Origin of the sequence: Vibrio sp. MM46, from assembly GCF_027587135.1 — a bacterium.
In the GTDB taxonomy this organism is placed as follows: Bacteria; Pseudomonadota; Gammaproteobacteria; order Enterobacterales; family Vibrionaceae; genus Vibrio; species Vibrio harveyi.
The window spans coordinates 16,123-31,660 of record NZ_JAPPTO010000005.1; the positions used below are offsets into that span (position 1 = coordinate 16,123).

Consider the following 15,538-nt stretch of genomic DNA (forward strand, 5'->3'; position numbering starts at 1 on the left):
GATATGGAACTGTTATCAAAAGATAAATTGGAAATACGTGACGTTGAGAAAGGCAGTGAGTACATATCTTACAAGATATTATTGGCTATTGAAGGCAGGCCCGCAAATTCTTTTGTCAAAGGTGTACAAGTAGAATATGGCGTAAAGTATGATAACTGTTACGTTATCTTTGTCACTGATGACATCCTTAATGAAGAAACGCTGAGAGTATATTTGTTTGATCTTAATGCAAAGCTGATCGATTACTTGTATATAGGTAGTGCTTATTCAACAGGGCGTTTACAAGACTTGACCCTTCAGAAAGACGGCTCAATATCATTTTTGTTTATAGGGGATACACTCTGGAATATAAAAGTATTATCCAAGGCAGAAATGATTATTCCTTTCGTGTCTAACCCGAAAGGGGTCAGCAGAAAAAGCGTCTTTAGTAGCTTTTTACATGTACAAGGCTCGCCAAAAGCAGAAACCTAACAAAGTATTTAAGAGTGATTCTCAACGCTTGGCATTGTCACTATGCGTTGGTTTATGTGATTAAGGTGCTTGCAGGGACATCGGTATTGCGTTGCTCACACCTTAACAGGGCATTAAATGACCTTTCAAATCGGTGCAACTTAATGTAATCGAGGTATGATGTATATTGAGTTAGCGCGAACTAAAAATATTGGTAAATCGCATTTACGCTTTGAAACTCCATATTCACTCACACTCATATTGGGGCAAAAGGGCAAACTATGGAATTTGAGTAGGATGAGAACAAAAACTTAATAAATTTGGCAAAACATAGAATTGATTTTGCTGATGCCGTACACGTTTTTCTTGATGCTAGCAGAATTGAAAGAGAAGATACACGCTACGACTATGGTGAAGCTAGGTTTCAAACGATTGGCAAGACAAAATATGGTATCTTGTTTGTGATTTATACAGAGAGGCAATCAAGTGGTAATATTAGATTAATCTCAGCACGTAAAGCTAACTCTCGTGAAAAAAATCTTATGAGAGAGATTTATTAAGCCATACTCTCAGGTGGTGTAATATGACAATCAAAAAGGTATCGATTGAGAATTTGAAGTTCTCTCGCGGGCAAACTGACAAAAAGCAACTTGAAGCGCTATCTGATAGAGAAATTAATGAGGCAGCCCTCAGTGATCCAGATAGTGTCGTTCCAACCGAAAAGGAACTTGAAGCGTTTGGTACACCAAAGGAGAGAGCATGACAAAGACAATTAAACTTTAAGACGTTCAATCACTCAACGGAAAAACGAACTGGCTCTATTTAAAAAAGTCAAATGAAAGTAGCAAACCAAGCCAAATAGCACCAGAGATTCGTCAGCATCATTTAAACCAAATGAAAAGACCGAAGTCATAGGTCATTTAACAAACTGTTTAAGAGTGATTCGCAACGCGTGGCATTCTTACTCCATCGCTGGGCTTTATGTTTACGGTGGTATGATTAGGTTTCGTGGTTGCGTTGCTCACCCCTTAACAGAGTGTTAGAACTACAAAGGCGCATGCAACGACTTGAAATTAATAGACTTATAAATATCGATATGAGTCGACAAAAAGACGTACTCATATTTAACAACATATTTGCATATGCGAGTATTCCCTTAAGCTCACACCAATAAAGGCTAAATATGAAAAAGCCAAGTTTCAGCAAGCTCAAAGTAAACTATAAAACTCTTCCTACGCAAATCCATTCATGCTCAATGGCATTTCCCAATACTTGCGCAATTAGGATGAGCGAAGCTTTAGTTAAAACACCTTACAGCCTTTAAGAATTCGTCAAAGAATAAATGCCCGCATGGTTATTTAAGGGGGGCACAAGATCTAGCTGCAGTGCTAGGTTCTCCAAAAGTCTTAGGAACACGTACACTCGGTTGGACAAGCCAAGCAAATGGGCAACCGCCAAGCAATGCTATCGGTAAGAAAGGTATTGTATGTTATATGAATATTCCTGACTTTTCAGGGCAAGGGCATATAGATTTATGGGATGGGACTAAAGCTGTAGGCGATGCCTATTGGGAAGCGAAAACTATATGGATGTGGACATTAACATGAGTAAGTTCTCTATCTTTATAAGTATTTTGATCTCGTTTTCCGTTAGCGCAGAGCAATTCTCGATTTTTGAAAGAGAAATTAAGTTAAATGAAGATTGTACCGTAGACGTTATTAACGCTGGGAATCTCTCATATTCTCAAGAACTGAGTGATATCGGGGAAAAAAAATGTTCGTTTATTAAGTTTGGAGAAACTAGTTTAATTCATCTAGAGCGATTCAATGATAAATATGTAGTTTTGGTTGAATCTCAATCTTTCGACAACAAAGAATGCACTTCTCGTTATGGAGCGTTAATTTTCCGCCGTGATAAACCAGTAGAGTTGATCAACTGGTTTAAGGAAAGTGGTAGTTGCGGGGCTGATAGAGAAAGAAGGGTTTTTGAATACTTTGTCTCAAAGTCCGTGCAAAAGTAATTCTAACAATCTGTTCAAGAGTGATTCAGCACGCGTGGCATTTTTACTATGCTTTGGTTTCGGTGTTGACGTGCCATGCTTCGGCTTGGTCATTGCGTGCTTCACACCTTAACAAGGCGTTAGCCGTCATAGAGCTTGCTATACTTAAAGTGATAGAATAGTATCACTTTAGTATTCCTTTGGAGCAACTCTCATGAAAGTAGAACTAGTTACATCACTCAAACGTCAAGCAACTAAGATTCTCGCCGATCTCCACGACACCAAAGAACCAGTGTTAATTACTGAGCATGGTAAGCCATCCGCGTATCTCGTTGATGTTGATGACTACGAGTTTATGCAAAATCGTTTAGCTATTCTTGAGGGTATTGCACGAGGTGAGCGTGCACTAGCTGACGGTAAAGTGGTAAGTCATGATGAAGCCAAGGGCAAAATGTCAAAATGGCTGAAATAATCTGGACTGAGCCAGCGTTATCTGACCTCAACGATATCGCTGAATACATCGCACTTGAAAATATCGTAGCTGCAAAGCAGTTAGTGCAAACGATCTTCTCCAAAGTCGAACGTTTACAAACTTTCCCAGAGTCAGGTCGTATTCCACCCAATCTAAAACATTTAAGTTATCGTGAAGTTGTCGTTAATCCATGTCGTGTTTTCTATAAACAAGACGGTGACAAAGTGTTTATTTTGTTTGTTATGCGCGCAGAGAGAGATTTGCGTAAGTTCTTGTTAAATAAGCAATAACCTTTAGGGATGAGCGCTTAGTATCAAGCTTGAAGTGCGACACTTAGAGTAGCTGCTCATAAATATACTCCGTTGGTGTCTTGTAACCAAGCCTTTGGCGTGGTCTGTTATTCAGTTTATATGCTATCTGGTTGTGGTTGCACAGTCTTTGTGTCACATAAGCCATTGAGGTTTTCTTAGGTAAATATTGGCGTACAGTTCAAAGGTTACAAGAAAACGGGTGTTCTTCACGAATCATTTGGTTAAGACACTACTTATAATTTTCCAAGTCAGGTCAAGCAGGCTGGGATGTTTCACATCCATATTAGACATTCTTCATCCAAACGTTGGCATTTGAAGAAGCTTTCATATCATAAGACCAGTAACACCGCGTTGATCTACTGTGAGGGCTTTTTGAATAAAAATTACTTTTTACTCTCAGGTTTTATTGAAAATGCTCTTCAATTATTTAAATTAAAACCACTTTACTTAATGGAATTGGCCGACGTAGCTGAACGCTTTCGTGAAAAGTTTTAGGAGGTAGTATGAGTATTGAGTTGAATTGGGAAAAAGGATTGCCATCATTTGTTGGTATGTATTTTGTTGCGGTAAAACTAGGACCCGCTGCTGGCGTCTACGATTTTGCTCAGTGGAATGGCTCAGCGTGGGAGTTACAAATAGAGGGTGATATAATTGCTTATGTAGATATTCAAGAATTCAAGAATTCCTTGGATATCAAATGGCCTGAAGATGTATTTATACAAAGAGAGCTTCAACAACTATCAGAAGATGACTCTGATCTTTGGTCAGAATCCTAGGGCTAACAAAGCATTTAAGAGTAACTCTCAACGCTTGGCATTTTTACTATGCGTTGCGTTTGGTGTTTGAGGTGGTATGCAGGAGCTTCGGTATTGCGTGCTTTATACCTTAACAAGGCGTTATGTGTATGTAGCTTAAAAACGTATAGCTAATTTGTCGAGAAATATATGAAAAGGATTTTGTGTTTATTTTTAATTGTTGGATTAGTTGGATGCGCTACAGCTCCAACAGTACCATCTGATGTCAAGCTAGCGTCTCATAAACGATTATATAATCAAAAATTATATAAACCTTCTGAACTTAGAACTGTTCCAGTGACGATAACACGGGACACTGGTGTTTTAGGGTCTTTGGGCTACTACATTCTTGAAAATAGATGGAGAATACGTGGTGTGGCTTAACGTGATGGAGGAAATTACCATTTACTTAGCTCCAGGAGGATACGTATTCGAAGTAGAAAATGGAGTATGTCCTGATATCAAACAGTGCAAAAAATCATTAGACGTAACCATAAAAAATGGATTTAGCAATAACTTTAGGATTGCCGCTGACGACGGTTTTGAGATCATTCGCTCCAACACATAAACACAACAAACTGTTTAGGGGGGCATCACGCGTAGCATTTTTATCATCCCTTGATCTTAGTGACTAAGGTGATGTGCGACAGCTTTTGTTCTGTGTTGCTCACTCTTAGCAGGGAATTATGCGATTGGTGGACAACTCATACCTATTGAGGTTAACATTCCTCCTCGCGGCTGCACATGAATTTCAGTCAACTTTAGAGAAAATACGATGATTGTAGAAAATGTGCTTCCTGAAAATTATGCAGAAATGCTTAATGTTTGGGAAAATTCAGTCCGAGCAACTCATGACTTCATAACAGAAGAAGATATTGAGTTTTTTAAACCAATTATCATTGAGCAGGCTTTTCCTGCTGTCGCGTTGAGATGTGTGAAAAATGATAGCGGCTCAATTTTAGGTTTCGTGGGTATCTACGACTCAAAGGTTGAAATGCTATTTATCTTGAACGAGACAAGAGGGCAAGGTGTTGGTAAGGTGCTACTGCAATATGCAATAGAGCAGTTAGGTGCAACCAAAGTCGATGTAAATGAACAAAACCCGCAAGCCGTAGGTTTTTACGAGTATATGGGTTTTAGAGTTGTTTCTCGCTCACCACTTGATGATATGGGAAAACCTTTTCCAATTCTGCATATGGCACTTTAGAGCTCGGTTTGTCGTAACCAGTTTGCTAGAAGAAACGCCCAAAGCTAATAACTTTGGGCGTTTCCGTATGTGGTGAAAAATCACATAACAATAAATTTAAGAGTGATTCGTAACGCTTGGCGTTTTTACTCCAAACCAGTTCAGTGTGCTATTTGCTTGGGCGTAGCATGACAATACCGCAGAATATTGGTTAAAATATCAACTACTATAAGAACACCATAAATTTATAAAGCCTTATGCGTTTGGGGCGTTGTGTGGCGAAGCGGGAACTGTAATGACTTATGCTGAGAAAGCACTATCATTGTATTCTTCGCCAGACATTAAATATTATGGGAAAGCCTGTGGTGGTAAAAATCCGCAGATAATGCACGGCATATGCAGAGTTCGCAAAGTTGATAGCCTCACACTTTCCGATATCAGAAATTGTTGCAGAATAGTAATTAATGCCCGCGGCGTTAACTTATTAAGTCAAGAGTCTAATTTCGGGAATTAGTGTTTAGTTATGTTTCGATATTAATACAAAAATGTAACTTACAACATTATAACTGAGCCATTGATCTCAAGGAGTCAATTATATAAAGGTGAGGCTTCTTTATTAGGGCGATATGATTTATGATTTTACTTGAAGCATACAGACAAGATGAAACCTGTCTAATGCATCAGGAGGTAAAATGGATTATTTGCCGAAACTTATGGCTAGGAAGTTTGAGTGGGTTGAAAATGTGTCAATGCTCATAATATGGATGATACTTATCTCTATATTACTAGTTTGTCCTTTCCTTGGTGTAGTGCTCATTAAAATCGACATAAGTTTGTTATTGTTTGTATGTGGCATATATTTTTTGCTTTTATTTGGTTTACTTTACGCTAAATACTATTCGTCAGAAATTATGTTATTAAAAGCATCCAAAAGCAGAAGTGGACTTATTCGAAATATGTTTTTACTTATGATTTTTCCTAGTTTAGGTGTTAATTAAAAATGGCTGGGTAAGTATTTTTATATATATTTGTTGGGTGTGCGTATTCAATATGTTTTTTATTATATTGACTATAATGGCATGTTCTCATCCAATTTTATTGTAGATAATGCGCTGAAGTGTAAAGCTACTCATTAATTCGAAATTTACGCCTTATCACCAACTCTAATGGAACGTATTTTAAAGATTGTTTTTAACGTTTTTTATATAAACAGTAATCTTCGCTAAAAGGACAATGACCCTGATCAGATTTTAGAAGGAAAAAGTGGAACATATTTCAATAGTCAAGGTAAAACACCTTTTTGGATACATATTAAAGATACAATTCAGTGACGGACACATCTCTATTGTTGACTTCTCATCATTTATTTTTAGTGGAAAACACCCGGATTATGAGCAGTACAGGGATACTTGTTTCTTTGTTGACTTTGACATTGTTGATGGTAATCTGAACTGGCATGATTATAATATGATTTTTCCTATTGAAGATCTTTATGAAAATAATGTTTTAAATTAATGATTTTTCTTTTTTTAGAAGCTTTTTAGATTGCGAAAAATTAATTATAGACGAAAATGTTCATGGAAAAAAAATCTTACTATCATCAAGTCAAATAGAGAAAAGTCACTAACATATGTTAGGGAATTAAAATGTAGCTTTGTTGATTGGGAAACTAGAATAATATTAGAATCTACGCTTAATGAGCTTGAAAGGCTAAGGAGTATAAGTGAGTTTTCCGATGATGAAAATGTTCGCGCTAATGCTGCTAATGATTATATAAAGGTTCAACTACTCAGAAAGTCACTTGAGAGTGAGGCGAAGGTTGTATTTGGGGAACAAATACTTAATTTTAACCAAGAAGACTTATGATACTCGCTTTGCTGATAGGATTCCTTAGATGTATTGAAAGTGAAAACCTTATTCAATGTTGCTCCATTGGACGGAGAAGTGAAACGCAAGTCACGAAATTTACTCGCATATGTTGAGTTACAAAATGGAGATATCTTGATAGATCTGATAACACTAACTCGCAATGGTCAGTCTTACTACTTTCAAGGAAAGCGATGGCAGCGAAACCAATGTTGTCTCGGTGAGGACGAGTGCACTGCAGATGATGGAAGTACGATACATATTTCGCTTCTAAATAGGCGACAGCGCCCTATATGGGTTGAGAGTAAAGAGTGTTACGTTTCGCCAGCTGCACAAAAACGTTATCAGCTATGGATTTCAAAGCAGCGATAAAACAGGCTTGGAGCTCTATGTTTGATGATAAAGAACTGAGGTACATAAAGATTTACTTAATTGAGAAGTATGAGCGTGATTTAGCTTTGTTAGCTAAATTAGATGAAGACAGTGATGATTATATCGAACTTGCAAACGATCTCATGCTACTGGAATGTTTAATCTTTAAATTTACTAAAGTATAAGTAAGGTTATTTCCACCCAATACGGGCACTAGGATCTACAAACTAAAAACGGGAAGAGTGACTAAATTATCTTTGGGCTTTGGAAAATTTTAGAAAAATTATTACTTCTTAGTTAAAATGATAAATAGAAACATGAAAACATTATTAAGACAAAACAAGTTGTCCAATATTAAGCTACTTCATAGTTTTATAAACAGAGTCTTTTTCTTTAGTATTTTAGCTTACTACTTAGTGATCATTTCAGAAGAACCATTGCTTACTCAACTCAGCTTTATAGCCTTTGGTTGTGGTTTCTCACTACTTATCGATTATTCAGTATCAAAACCACGACAGTCTGTCGAGGTCTCGTTTGATGGCACTAAGTTGAGGTTTCTCAATATGTGTATCATGACATCTGATGTAAAAGAAATTCTGTATGGACAAACCAAGAGGTTTGAACACACGGTTCGTTTTCGCTACAAAAATCAGACTTACCAAGATTTTGAACTTGCTTCGAAAGACTTGATCGAGGATTTGCGATTTTATTACTTTCTCGTGGATAACCAGTTACCAGTCAAAATGTTAGATTGTAACGAGCGCTTGATTTAATGTTTCTGTAAGAACGAGGAAAAAATGAATCAACTTTGTTGTTTATATTACGTAGGGATAATGAAAACACTCGTTATCAACGTGACACTACTCATTTTAGTTGGATGCGTGTCAAAAGTGGATAAACTGAGCTACTTGGAAACATGGAATGACAAGTGGCAAGAGTGTGACAAGGTAGGCAAGGAAACGACTATCGTATTTCCTCAGTCTGATTGGTTCGAAAGTTTGACGCTAGATAACAAAAGAAAAGTATTCTTATACATACATTTTCTTAAGGGTTACGAGTGCACTCAAGAAGAAGCCGAAAAACTTAAAAGTGTTTTGAGCGAATATGACATTACAACGCTCAATGAGGTTCTGAAAGGATTTATCTACTTCGACATGCCAAGCAATGTTGATGTTAAACATTTAGATGAACAGCAGCTTATCTTTCTCTCTAATCAAATTTTGGGACCTTTCAATGCTATAACAACAGCAGAAGCGATGGGATTAATAAAACACGAATGAACCTAAGCTGTGAGAATTATATTGTGTCAACATCTGATGATGATCGGTATGGCGATGGACTACGAAAAAGTGAGTTATTTCGTTTTAACCATGCCTTCTAATTCAAGAAGCTTGAAGGTGCATCGCAGTAAAAGCCATGATTACTGGCGTAATTAGAGATAGTTATACCGAAGCAATTGAACTCATGTTAATTATTGGTTTTATTCTTCACAACTTTTCCTGTTTAGGGGAGCAACGTGTGTCAAAGGAGGGCTTTGTGGAGTGGATGTTAGGCATATTAGCTTTTGCTGTATTTTGGGGACAAAACGAGTTCTCTTCAATTAAGTATCGACAAAAGACAATTGAGCGCAAGATAGATCTCTTATTGGAACAATCAGGTTTAGAGGTCGATCAACGGTTTGGTGTCTCAATCGAGGTGTGTGATGCGGTTAAATCCGGGGCTAAATTAAAAGCTATTCGTCTTTATAGAAAAGAGATGGGGGCTTCGCTGAGAGATGCTAAAAGGGTTATAGAAACATTGGAAAAAGAGATTGCTTGAGCCTGTCGATATAGAACTCAAGAGTATTTAACTCAATCATATTTACTTTGAATTTGGGTATAAACACACTATTTAACTTGGTATAGTAGTCCTTGTTATGGTTACGTTGTCACTCGACTCTCAAAGTTGTATTCTGAAGACCTGTCCTGTCTTCACATTGGGCCGAAGCTGAACAATGCGTTACTTACGAAACATTTATTAAGTTAGCTAAATGCAAACGAATAAAAACAAAAACCCGCAATGTGCGGGCTTTTTTAATCGAGACTATACTGCCAGTAAACGGCAATGGGTAGCTTAGTCAATTAAGCCATAGTCTTTACTTAAAATCTCTATGATTTCAGCTTTAGGGTTTTGGCTTAATGTAATTGGCTTTCCGGTAATTTTTTCTGCAATACCAATGTAAGTACGAGAGATATCCATTAAAGATTCGACTGGCAATTCGTTGTTGCGAGCCAATGCTTCACGTTCTGACATACGCTCTTTATTAAGTAAAATATCTGGGTCAGGGAAGTGGTTTAGCAGGAATTGACGGAAACCTTCTTTCGAGTTTTCGACGATTTGACCTTTTTGATACGCTTTGGTATCCCAAATTCGCGATGAATCAGGTGTGCCAACTTCATCCATATAAATTAGTTTTTCATTACCTGCGGCATCGTGTACGTAACCGAACTCGAACTTAGTATCAACAAAGGTTTGGTCGATGGCTTCCAGTGCATGACTGATCACGTTAAAGCCTTCTTTGAGTAGCTTCTCGTACTGCGCTATGTCTTCTGCATGAGAGAAGTTGAAAGCTGCAAAGTTGTCCACGATATTTTCGCGAGTGATGTTCACGTCATCAGCTTCAGGGACGTCAGGAATGCCTTTCAAGATACCTTTGGTTGAAGGTGTCATTAGTAGCTCTGGCAACATTTTATCTTTTTCAAGACCTTCTGGAAGCTGAATACCACAGAAGTTGCGTTCACCATTTGCATAAGCACGCCACATAGAGCCCGTAATGTACTTACGACAGATAGCTTCAATCTTAACTGGTTTGGCTTTTTGTACAATCCAGACAAACGGGTGGGGGATATCTAAAATATGGCTATCTGCAAGACCGTTTTCTTTAAACAGTTTAAACCAGTGATTTGAAATTGCGTTCAGCGCTGCTCCTTTACCCGGAACGCCTTTTAGTCCTCCTTCTCCGTGCCAGATACAATCGAATGCTGAGATGCGATCGCTGATTACCATAATGGCCAAGGGCGCATCTGGGGCGACGTCGTATCCTTTTTCTTTGATCAGTCGTGCGCTGTCTTTTTCTGTTAACCAGTAAACAGAGCGAACTTTTCCGCTGTGGACGGGCTTGTGAGTGCGAATTGGCAGGTCGTCATTGACGGCAAGTACTTGATTAGCAAGGCTCATTGCGACATTCCTATCATCTTAATCAAACGTCAGAAAGAGAACTTACTCAGCGCACAGTGCGCACTGAATAAACCGAATGAGGGCATCATACCAGAACTATTTTAACTCGCCAGAGAAAAAGCAAACGTTTGCTTCATTTTACTTTGGTATAAAAAAGCCCCCTTAAAAGGAGGCGAGATGCAGGATGGATAACGTCGATATTATTAGTGGTATTGGCTTGGACGGCCTTCGACGAAAAAGACTTCGCACTGATAACGCTGAGCGATGTCACGAAGCATAGATTGATTGATAAGAGCAATCTCATTCGAAGCAACAACTGCGCTAGCATTGCCAGATTGGATGGCTTTAATAACGATTTCCACTTCAGAAAGTTGCTGAGATGGCTTCATCTGAATGATGTTTTGACAGCGAATATTAGAAGCAGCAAGTTGCTCAAAATCAGGACGCGGGCACTGAGCAGTAAACAAAATCCACTGCTGTTGCTGAGATAATACTGCCAACTGAGAAAGAAGTTGGTCAGAGACATCCATCGGTTGTGTTGCTTGCGCCAATACGTTGTAGCGAGAGTATGTATGAGTTTGACTTTGTAACTGCATCTTACTGTTCCTTTATACATGCTGTATGTGTATACAGTAGTTTGTTTTCGAAGTCTGATCAACCCATTTTTATCGATGACTTAGGATAAATGTCGCATGTTTATTGCTTGGATTTTTGTTAAGTTGTTGAATTATAGAAATAAAGTTATTATCGAGTGTAGATTGGCAGTGTGAGAAAATGTGAACTTATCGACATTGCGCTTCCTGTCTATACAGTGTTTTTCTACTGTATAGACAGGGGTTGTACAGTAGGATTTGACTCGGAGACGAAAAGACAGGATGGAAAGTGGTAAGCTGATACGATCAAAAAAGCGCCTTAAACAAGGCGCCTTTGAAAATCAGTTCCATTGATTTGTTGTGGTTAGCTTGCTCGCTGAACCATACGTTCACGCATTTGCAATTCACCTTGGTTAAAGAGGCGCACATCAATTTTGGCGATGTCGTAGCAAGATTTGCAAGAACGATGGTATTTACCATCTAGGTAATCATGACGAGTAACAAAGCTAGGTTTTTTGCACCAGTCACAGGTGCCTTCTTCAGTGAACATTGATTTTCTCCCCACCTACATGAATTTTGAGTCGCTAGGTGTTATTTTTCGCCAAGTATTATGGCATACAAAAGATAGCTAGGTTAAATGTCTGTTAATTTGTTTGAGAGGGAGATCGATTGCGAGCCTTTATTTTAGAGGCAGAAAAGCTCGCATGTTAAAGGGGGTTGACTTGGTTTTACTATTTTGTAACATTCTGTGAAATGGTTTTAAACGCCTGATTTAAACGCTTCATTTCTTCTTCACTTCCTCTGGAATCAGGATGATAGAGCTTTGATAGTTGTCTGTAGCGCAATTTCACTGCTTTACTGTCTGGGATACTCTGTGGGGTATAACCGAACATGGCGCATGCTACAGCCAATCTGTGTCCTTCCGATTGACCTTTGATCTTCCTAAACTCTTTGAATACCTTTTCAAGTTGACGTTTAAGCTGCTTATTTGCAAATTCAAGTTCTTTAGTTTGAGTTTCTAACTGCAGCGTTCTGGATACTTGGTGGGCGGTATTTACATTGATATTCTGACGATGTCGACGAGTTGCGAATGCGCCTCCAGCAATTACTAAAGCAGCACCTAGGGCGCCAAAGAAGTACCAAAGTGTGGACTCTTGTGCTTGTTGCGTGGACTTCGCTTGTTTTTGGTCTTGTTCTTCTTCGTCGGTGGCTTTTTTGTCTAACTCGACGATTTCCGATACTTGTTTAGCTCGTAATTGGTTAAACCGCGCTTCCAAAAATTGATTGTACGCTTGCTCTGCTTGTGGGTTTTTTAAAGCCGAAAGCTGATACCAGGCTTCAACCAAATCGGCGTTTGATACTTCTTGCTGATGATGTTCTACAAAATCAGCCAACAAGAACCCGCGATCGTTTGGATCATCCAGTGCCACTGATGTAAACCAATACACTGCTAAGGTGTAATCTACGTCTCCGGTTAAACCTCTAGCGTAGTCTTCGGCTAACTGCTTTTGCGCTGGAATATACCCTTGATGTGCCGATTGTTCTAACCAATAGCGTGCGTCATTAGGTGAAGTTGGATTAGGGGATAGAGCCAGCTGCTGCGCTAGTTCGAATTGCGCCTCAGGCTGAGTTGGGTTTTGGGAGGCGAATGCTGCGCCCGTCAGACTGGTCATCAATACCAGAGAAAGGGCAAAAGTTTTGAAACACATGAGGTATGTCAGGTCTAGCGCTTATCGCTAGACCTGCTCCGGTAATTTTAGTTATTACCGATATGGTGCAACCAAATTACTTCAGTGGCAAGATCTGGATTTCAACACGACGGTTGCAAGCACGACCTTCAGAAGTTTGGTTTGAGCAAATTGGGTTACGCTCACCGTAGCCACGTGCGATTGCACGACCTGCTGCGACGTTTTGTGATACTAGGTATTGACGTACCGATTCAGCACGACGCTCAGATAGCGTTTGGTTGTAAGAATCGCTACCAGTACTGTCGGTGTAACCATCGATCACAAGGCTAGTGTCTGGGTATTCAACCAGAATGCGCGCCACGCCACGTAGTGTGTTATGGATGCTTGCGTCTAATTGGTAAGAGCTTGAAGAGAAGCCAATGCCGTTTTCCATGCGAAGAAGCAGTTTGTTTTCACCTACGCGTTCAACTTGCACACCTGAATTCAGTAGTGCACGACGCAATTCTGCTTCTTGTTGGTCAAAGTAGTAACCAATGCCAGCACCAGTTGCGCCACCAGCTGCAGCGCCAATTAATGCATGTTGACGACGTTCTTTTGCATTGTCGCCCGTCGCAAGACCGATTGCTGCGCCAGCAATCGCACCGATAAGCGCACCTTGTGTGGTGGAATTTGTTTCGTATTCACCTGTGGTTGCGTTTTGGCGTTGGGTTGCTTGACAGCCTGTAAGAGCCAGCACTAGCGCAAGTGCAATAGACATCTTTTTCAAAGGAAAATCTCCGTATAAGCCGAGGCGCAATGGCGCCTCATAATGGGATGTGAATTATGGAATAGAAGGTATTGATATTTGTTATGTGAACGTCAGATTGATAGGACGTTCGTCAGCTTTTTCTGATAGTTGGCGATTGAATAACCAGTGATAGGCTCACTTCGATGGGTTATCCAACATTTTTCTCGCTTGCTCTCCGCCCACTCCGCGGTTAACGGAGACCTTACGACCCTTCTTTAGGCCAACTTCATAATCTGCTGTGAGGTTTTTCATCGCTTCTTTGAGTTGTTTCTTGAACGTCTCTCGGTCGATGTTTTTAAATTCTTTATCAATGTAGTTATTGATCTTATTTGCGGACTCTTCATCAGGGGAGATCACTGGTAGTTTCTCAAGTGCTCCTTCAACCCAACCTGAAACAAAAGAGTTCACGCGACGAGTGACTTCCATTGATGAGGTGCCTGAACCGGCAAAGCTGTTACGAAACTGACCAGTACTTTCGTTCATTTCACGATAGATAATATCGAATGCAAATGCAGCAAAAATCGCACGGTCTGCTTCACCGATAAACTCAACTCGTTTTAATCCTTTATGGTTTAGAAGTACTGCCTCGACACCAAATTTAGTGTTAATACCGCGGATCACACGCAGCAATGTTGAACTGATGTTGGCTGGCAGCAGGTGTGACGATTGCGTCTTACCCATCTTGATAAACTCAATGTCATCTTTATCCAACCCGTATTTAAGCATCAAACGATGCGCCATTTTGATGGCGTTTGCAGCCTCATTGACGTTGGCGGAATTACCCAGTTCTAAACATTTGGCGATTTTCTTCAGAGCTTTTTGTTTATCCATCGATGAACAGTACCAAGAGCAGAAAATTTAAGAAGTCGGACATATTACCTTTTTCGCACTAAAAACGCCAGAAAGGCGAACTGTGAGCAAAAAGAAAGCCCCTTATTAAAAGGGGCTTAATACGGTGTTAATAGCGATTGAAACGTTATAAACCTAACTGGTCTAACAGATCATCTGCGTCATTTTTAGAACCACTTGATTGTGACGCTTGCTTGTCTTCCATACTTTTGCGAGTCGCTTCTAAAATGTCGTCTGGACTCTCGTCTTCCGCCACCTCAAACTCTTCAAGCTGAATAAACTCGGTTTTATCCATCGCAAGTTCTAAGTAGAAAATGTTGTTATTTGCCGTAGAGAAGGTCACGCGACGCGCTTGAGGTCGGTCGAGGTTGGTGTCTACTTGCAAAATTACCTGTTTATTCAGAGCCAACATTTTGGGTTGATTTTGAGTAATGTTGGTTTGTAGCTCTTTGCGGATCTTGTTGGTGAAGTCGCCAACCAGCTGATTCATCAGCTCACCAAGAACATCACCTACTTCGTCAGAGGTGTGCGAGATCGCTAACTCCTCTTCTGGCATGCCCATATTGCGCATGTAGTTGGTGTAGACCTCCAGTGCCGCTTTAGCAGTAAAGTTAATGACCACCAATCCAGTAAACCCACCGTCAAACAGTACAAAACAACCAAAATCCGGCTTGAGGCTGGTTTTGTTGATCTTTTGCACCATTGCTGAGTAGTTAACTTGAGAGGAAGTCGCCGAAGTAAGAACGCCAGAAACCGACTGGCAAAGTTTTAGAAGGATATCTTCAGTGGTTACAACTTTATTTTTTTTCATCCTGAAAGCTCATATTAAAGGGCTATTTCCCTTTCAATGTAAGGCATCAAGCCTCAAAAAATAAAGCATAAGTTTAATTCTTGTTTGGAGATTCTGATTTGAACGCCTTTTTAAATGTTGTAAAGTGACGTAATTCAAAGAATA

19 protein-coding genes and 4 pseudogenes are annotated in these 15,538 nt (G+C 39.5%); 15 read left to right on the forward strand and 8 right to left on the reverse strand.

Going from position 1 to position 15,538, the window contains the following annotated elements:
* Positions 1–3 precede the first annotated feature (3 nt).
* The 7 genes and pseudogenes from OH459_RS07090 to OH459_RS07125 all read left to right on the forward strand — a co-directional run bounded on the left by OH459_RS07090 (position 4) and on the right by OH459_RS07125 (position 3,211).
* Positions 4–471, forward strand: coding sequence for a hypothetical protein (locus OH459_RS07090; protein WP_127891310.1), 468 nt, complete (start codon positions 4–6; stop codon positions 469–471).
* A 287-nt stretch (positions 472–758) separates the two neighbouring features.
* Positions 759–1,010 (forward strand): annotated as a pseudogene (locus OH459_RS07100) (BrnT family toxin); the annotation flags it as partial.
* 23 nt (positions 1,011–1,033) lie between these two features.
* On the forward strand, positions 1,034–1,213 hold the full coding sequence (locus OH459_RS07105) for a hypothetical protein (protein ID WP_017190351.1): 180 nt from the start codon (positions 1,034–1,036) through the stop codon (positions 1,211–1,213).
* Between the two features lie 622 nt (positions 1,214–1,835).
* Complete coding sequence (locus OH459_RS28305; RefSeq protein ID WP_157782068.1) at positions 1,836–2,057, forward strand: hypothetical protein; 222 nt, start codon at positions 1,836–1,838, stop codon at positions 2,055–2,057.
* The gene (locus OH459_RS07110) at positions 2,054–2,470 is read left to right on the forward strand and encodes a hypothetical protein (protein ID WP_226982075.1); all 417 of its coding nucleotides are present in this window, start codon (positions 2,054–2,056) and stop codon (positions 2,468–2,470) included. The genes OH459_RS28305 and OH459_RS07110 overlap by 4 nt, the downstream gene beginning before the upstream one ends.
* A 193-nt stretch (positions 2,471–2,663) precedes the next feature.
* The gene (locus OH459_RS07120) at positions 2,664–2,921 is read left to right on the forward strand and encodes a type II toxin-antitoxin system Phd/YefM family antitoxin (RefSeq protein ID WP_005445660.1); all 258 of its coding nucleotides are present in this window, start codon (positions 2,664–2,666) and stop codon (positions 2,919–2,921) included.
* Complete coding sequence (locus OH459_RS07125; RefSeq protein ID WP_269986159.1) at positions 2,909–3,211, forward strand: type II toxin-antitoxin system RelE/ParE family toxin; 303 nt, start codon at positions 2,909–2,911, stop codon at positions 3,209–3,211. Before OH459_RS07120 ends, OH459_RS07125 begins: the two co-directional genes overlap by 13 nt.
* A gap of 43 nt (positions 3,212–3,254) precedes the next feature.
* Here OH459_RS07125 and OH459_RS07130 read toward each other — a convergent pair.
* Positions 3,255–3,407: pseudogene (locus OH459_RS07130) on the reverse strand (IS30 family transposase); the annotation flags it as partial.
* A gap of 62 nt (positions 3,408–3,469) precedes the next feature.
* Here OH459_RS07130 and OH459_RS28310 point away from each other — a divergent pair.
* The 8 genes and pseudogenes from OH459_RS28310 to OH459_RS07165 all read left to right on the forward strand — a co-directional run.
* A pseudogene (locus OH459_RS28310) lies at positions 3,470–3,727 on the forward strand (type II toxin-antitoxin system YafO family toxin); the annotation flags it as partial.
* 8 nt (positions 3,728–3,735) lie between these two features.
* On the forward strand, positions 3,736–4,008 hold the full coding sequence (locus tag OH459_RS07135; protein ID WP_050903611.1) for a hypothetical protein: 273 nt from the start codon (positions 3,736–3,738) through the stop codon (positions 4,006–4,008).
* Between the two features lie 793 nt (positions 4,009–4,801).
* Entirely contained in the window at positions 4,802–5,233 is a 432-nt protein-coding gene (locus OH459_RS07145) for a GNAT family N-acetyltransferase (protein ID WP_269986161.1), read from the forward strand.
* A gap of 166 nt (positions 5,234–5,399) precedes the next feature.
* Positions 5,400–5,629 (forward strand): annotated as a pseudogene (locus OH459_RS28260) (hypothetical protein); the annotation flags it as partial.
* A gap of 846 nt (positions 5,630–6,475) precedes the next feature.
* Entirely contained in the window at positions 6,476–6,727 is a 252-nt protein-coding gene (locus OH459_RS07150) for a DUF2442 domain-containing protein (RefSeq protein WP_053053365.1), read from the forward strand.
* 662 nt (positions 6,728–7,389) lie between these two features.
* The gene (locus tag OH459_RS07155; protein ID WP_123947168.1) at positions 7,390–7,635 is read left to right on the forward strand and encodes a hypothetical protein; all 246 of its coding nucleotides are present in this window, start codon (positions 7,390–7,392) and stop codon (positions 7,633–7,635) included.
* Positions 7,636–8,283: 648 nt separating this feature from the next.
* A complete protein-coding gene (locus tag OH459_RS07160) occupies positions 8,284–8,730 on the forward strand; it encodes a hypothetical protein (RefSeq protein WP_029791150.1) in 447 nt (148 codons plus the stop codon).
* Between the two features lie 136 nt (positions 8,731–8,866).
* Complete coding sequence (locus OH459_RS07165; protein ID WP_269986164.1) at positions 8,867–9,268, forward strand: DUF6793 family protein; 402 nt, start codon at positions 8,867–8,869, stop codon at positions 9,266–9,268.
* 294 nt (positions 9,269–9,562) lie between these two features.
* On the opposite strand, the gene OH459_RS07170 is transcribed toward OH459_RS07165, so the two are convergent.
* The 7 genes from OH459_RS07170 to OH459_RS07200 all read right to left on the reverse strand — a co-directional run bounded on the left by OH459_RS07170 (position 9,563) and on the right by OH459_RS07200 (position 15,394).
* Positions 9,563–10,666, reverse strand: a complete 1,104-nt coding sequence (locus OH459_RS07170) for a phosphoribosylaminoimidazolesuccinocarboxamide synthase (protein ID WP_005445626.1) — start codon at positions 10,664–10,666, stop codon at positions 9,563–9,565.
* 203 nt (positions 10,667–10,869) lie between these two features.
* Positions 10,870–11,262, reverse strand: a complete 393-nt coding sequence (locus OH459_RS07175; RefSeq protein WP_009697340.1) for a SulA-like leucine-rich domain-containing protein — start codon at positions 11,260–11,262, stop codon at positions 10,870–10,872.
* Between the two features lie 361 nt (positions 11,263–11,623).
* Positions 11,624–11,809: a hypothetical protein gene (locus OH459_RS07180; protein ID WP_005445621.1), complete on the reverse strand. Its 186-nt coding sequence runs from the start codon at positions 11,807–11,809 to the stop codon at positions 11,624–11,626.
* Between the two features lie 181 nt (positions 11,810–11,990).
* Positions 11,991–12,968 carry a J domain-containing protein gene (locus OH459_RS07185; RefSeq protein WP_038897616.1) on the reverse strand — a complete coding sequence of 326 codons (978 nt, stop codon included), beginning with the start codon at positions 12,966–12,968 and terminating at the stop codon, positions 11,991–11,993.
* Positions 12,969–13,044: 76 nt separating this feature from the next.
* The gene (locus tag OH459_RS07190; RefSeq protein ID WP_017190341.1) at positions 13,045–13,704 is read right to left on the reverse strand and encodes an OmpA family protein; all 660 of its coding nucleotides are present in this window, start codon (positions 13,702–13,704) and stop codon (positions 13,045–13,047) included.
* Between the two features lie 165 nt (positions 13,705–13,869).
* Positions 13,870–14,565 (reverse strand): DUF2786 domain-containing protein, encoded by a 696-nt coding sequence (locus tag OH459_RS07195; protein WP_005445617.1) that lies wholly within the window; start codon positions 14,563–14,565, stop codon positions 13,870–13,872.
* Positions 14,566–14,710: 145 nt separating this feature from the next.
* The gene (locus tag OH459_RS07200; protein WP_009697342.1) at positions 14,711–15,394 is read right to left on the reverse strand and encodes a DUF3334 family protein; all 684 of its coding nucleotides are present in this window, start codon (positions 15,392–15,394) and stop codon (positions 14,711–14,713) included.
* Positions 15,395–15,538: the final 144 nt, after the last annotated feature.

Coding starts and splice junctions, on each gene's coding strand:
- OH459_RS07090 (WP_127891310.1), top strand. CDS start 4: ATGGAACTGTTATCAAAAGATAAATTGGAAATACGTGACGTTGAGAAA.
- OH459_RS07105 (WP_017190351.1), top strand. CDS start 1,034: ATGACAATCAAAAAGGTATCGATTGAGAATTTGAAGTTCTCTCGCGGG.
- OH459_RS07110 (WP_226982075.1), top strand. CDS start 2,054: ATGAGTAAGTTCTCTATCTTTATAAGTATTTTGATCTCGTTTTCCGTT.
- OH459_RS07120 (WP_005445660.1), top strand. CDS start 2,664: ATGAAAGTAGAACTAGTTACATCACTCAAACGTCAAGCAACTAAGATT.
- OH459_RS07125 (WP_269986159.1), top strand. CDS start 2,909: ATGGCTGAAATAATCTGGACTGAGCCAGCGTTATCTGACCTCAACGAT.
- OH459_RS07135 (WP_050903611.1), top strand. CDS start 3,736: ATGAGTATTGAGTTGAATTGGGAAAAAGGATTGCCATCATTTGTTGGT.
- OH459_RS07145 (WP_269986161.1), top strand. CDS start 4,802: ATGATTGTAGAAAATGTGCTTCCTGAAAATTATGCAGAAATGCTTAAT.
- OH459_RS07160 (WP_029791150.1), top strand. CDS start 8,284: ATGAAAACACTCGTTATCAACGTGACACTACTCATTTTAGTTGGATGC.
- OH459_RS07165 (WP_269986164.1), top strand. CDS start 8,867: ATGATTACTGGCGTAATTAGAGATAGTTATACCGAAGCAATTGAACTC.
- OH459_RS07170 (WP_005445626.1), bottom strand. CDS start 10,666: ATGAGCCTTGCTAATCAAGTACTTGCCGTCAATGACGACCTGCCAATT.
- OH459_RS07175 (WP_009697340.1), bottom strand. CDS start 11,262: ATGCAGTTACAAAGTCAAACTCATACATACTCTCGCTACAACGTATTG.
- OH459_RS07180 (WP_005445621.1), bottom strand. CDS start 11,809: ATGTTCACTGAAGAAGGCACCTGTGACTGGTGCAAAAAACCTAGCTTT.
- OH459_RS07185 (WP_038897616.1), bottom strand. CDS start 12,968: ATGTGTTTCAAAACTTTTGCCCTTTCTCTGGTATTGATGACCAGTCTG.
- OH459_RS07190 (WP_017190341.1), bottom strand. CDS start 13,704: ATGTCTATTGCACTTGCGCTAGTGCTGGCTCTTACAGGCTGTCAAGCA.
- OH459_RS07195 (WP_005445617.1), bottom strand. CDS start 14,565: ATGGATAAACAAAAAGCTCTGAAGAAAATCGCCAAATGTTTAGAACTG.
- OH459_RS07200 (WP_009697342.1), bottom strand. CDS start 15,394: ATGAAAAAAAATAAAGTTGTAACCACTGAAGATATCCTTCTAAAACTT.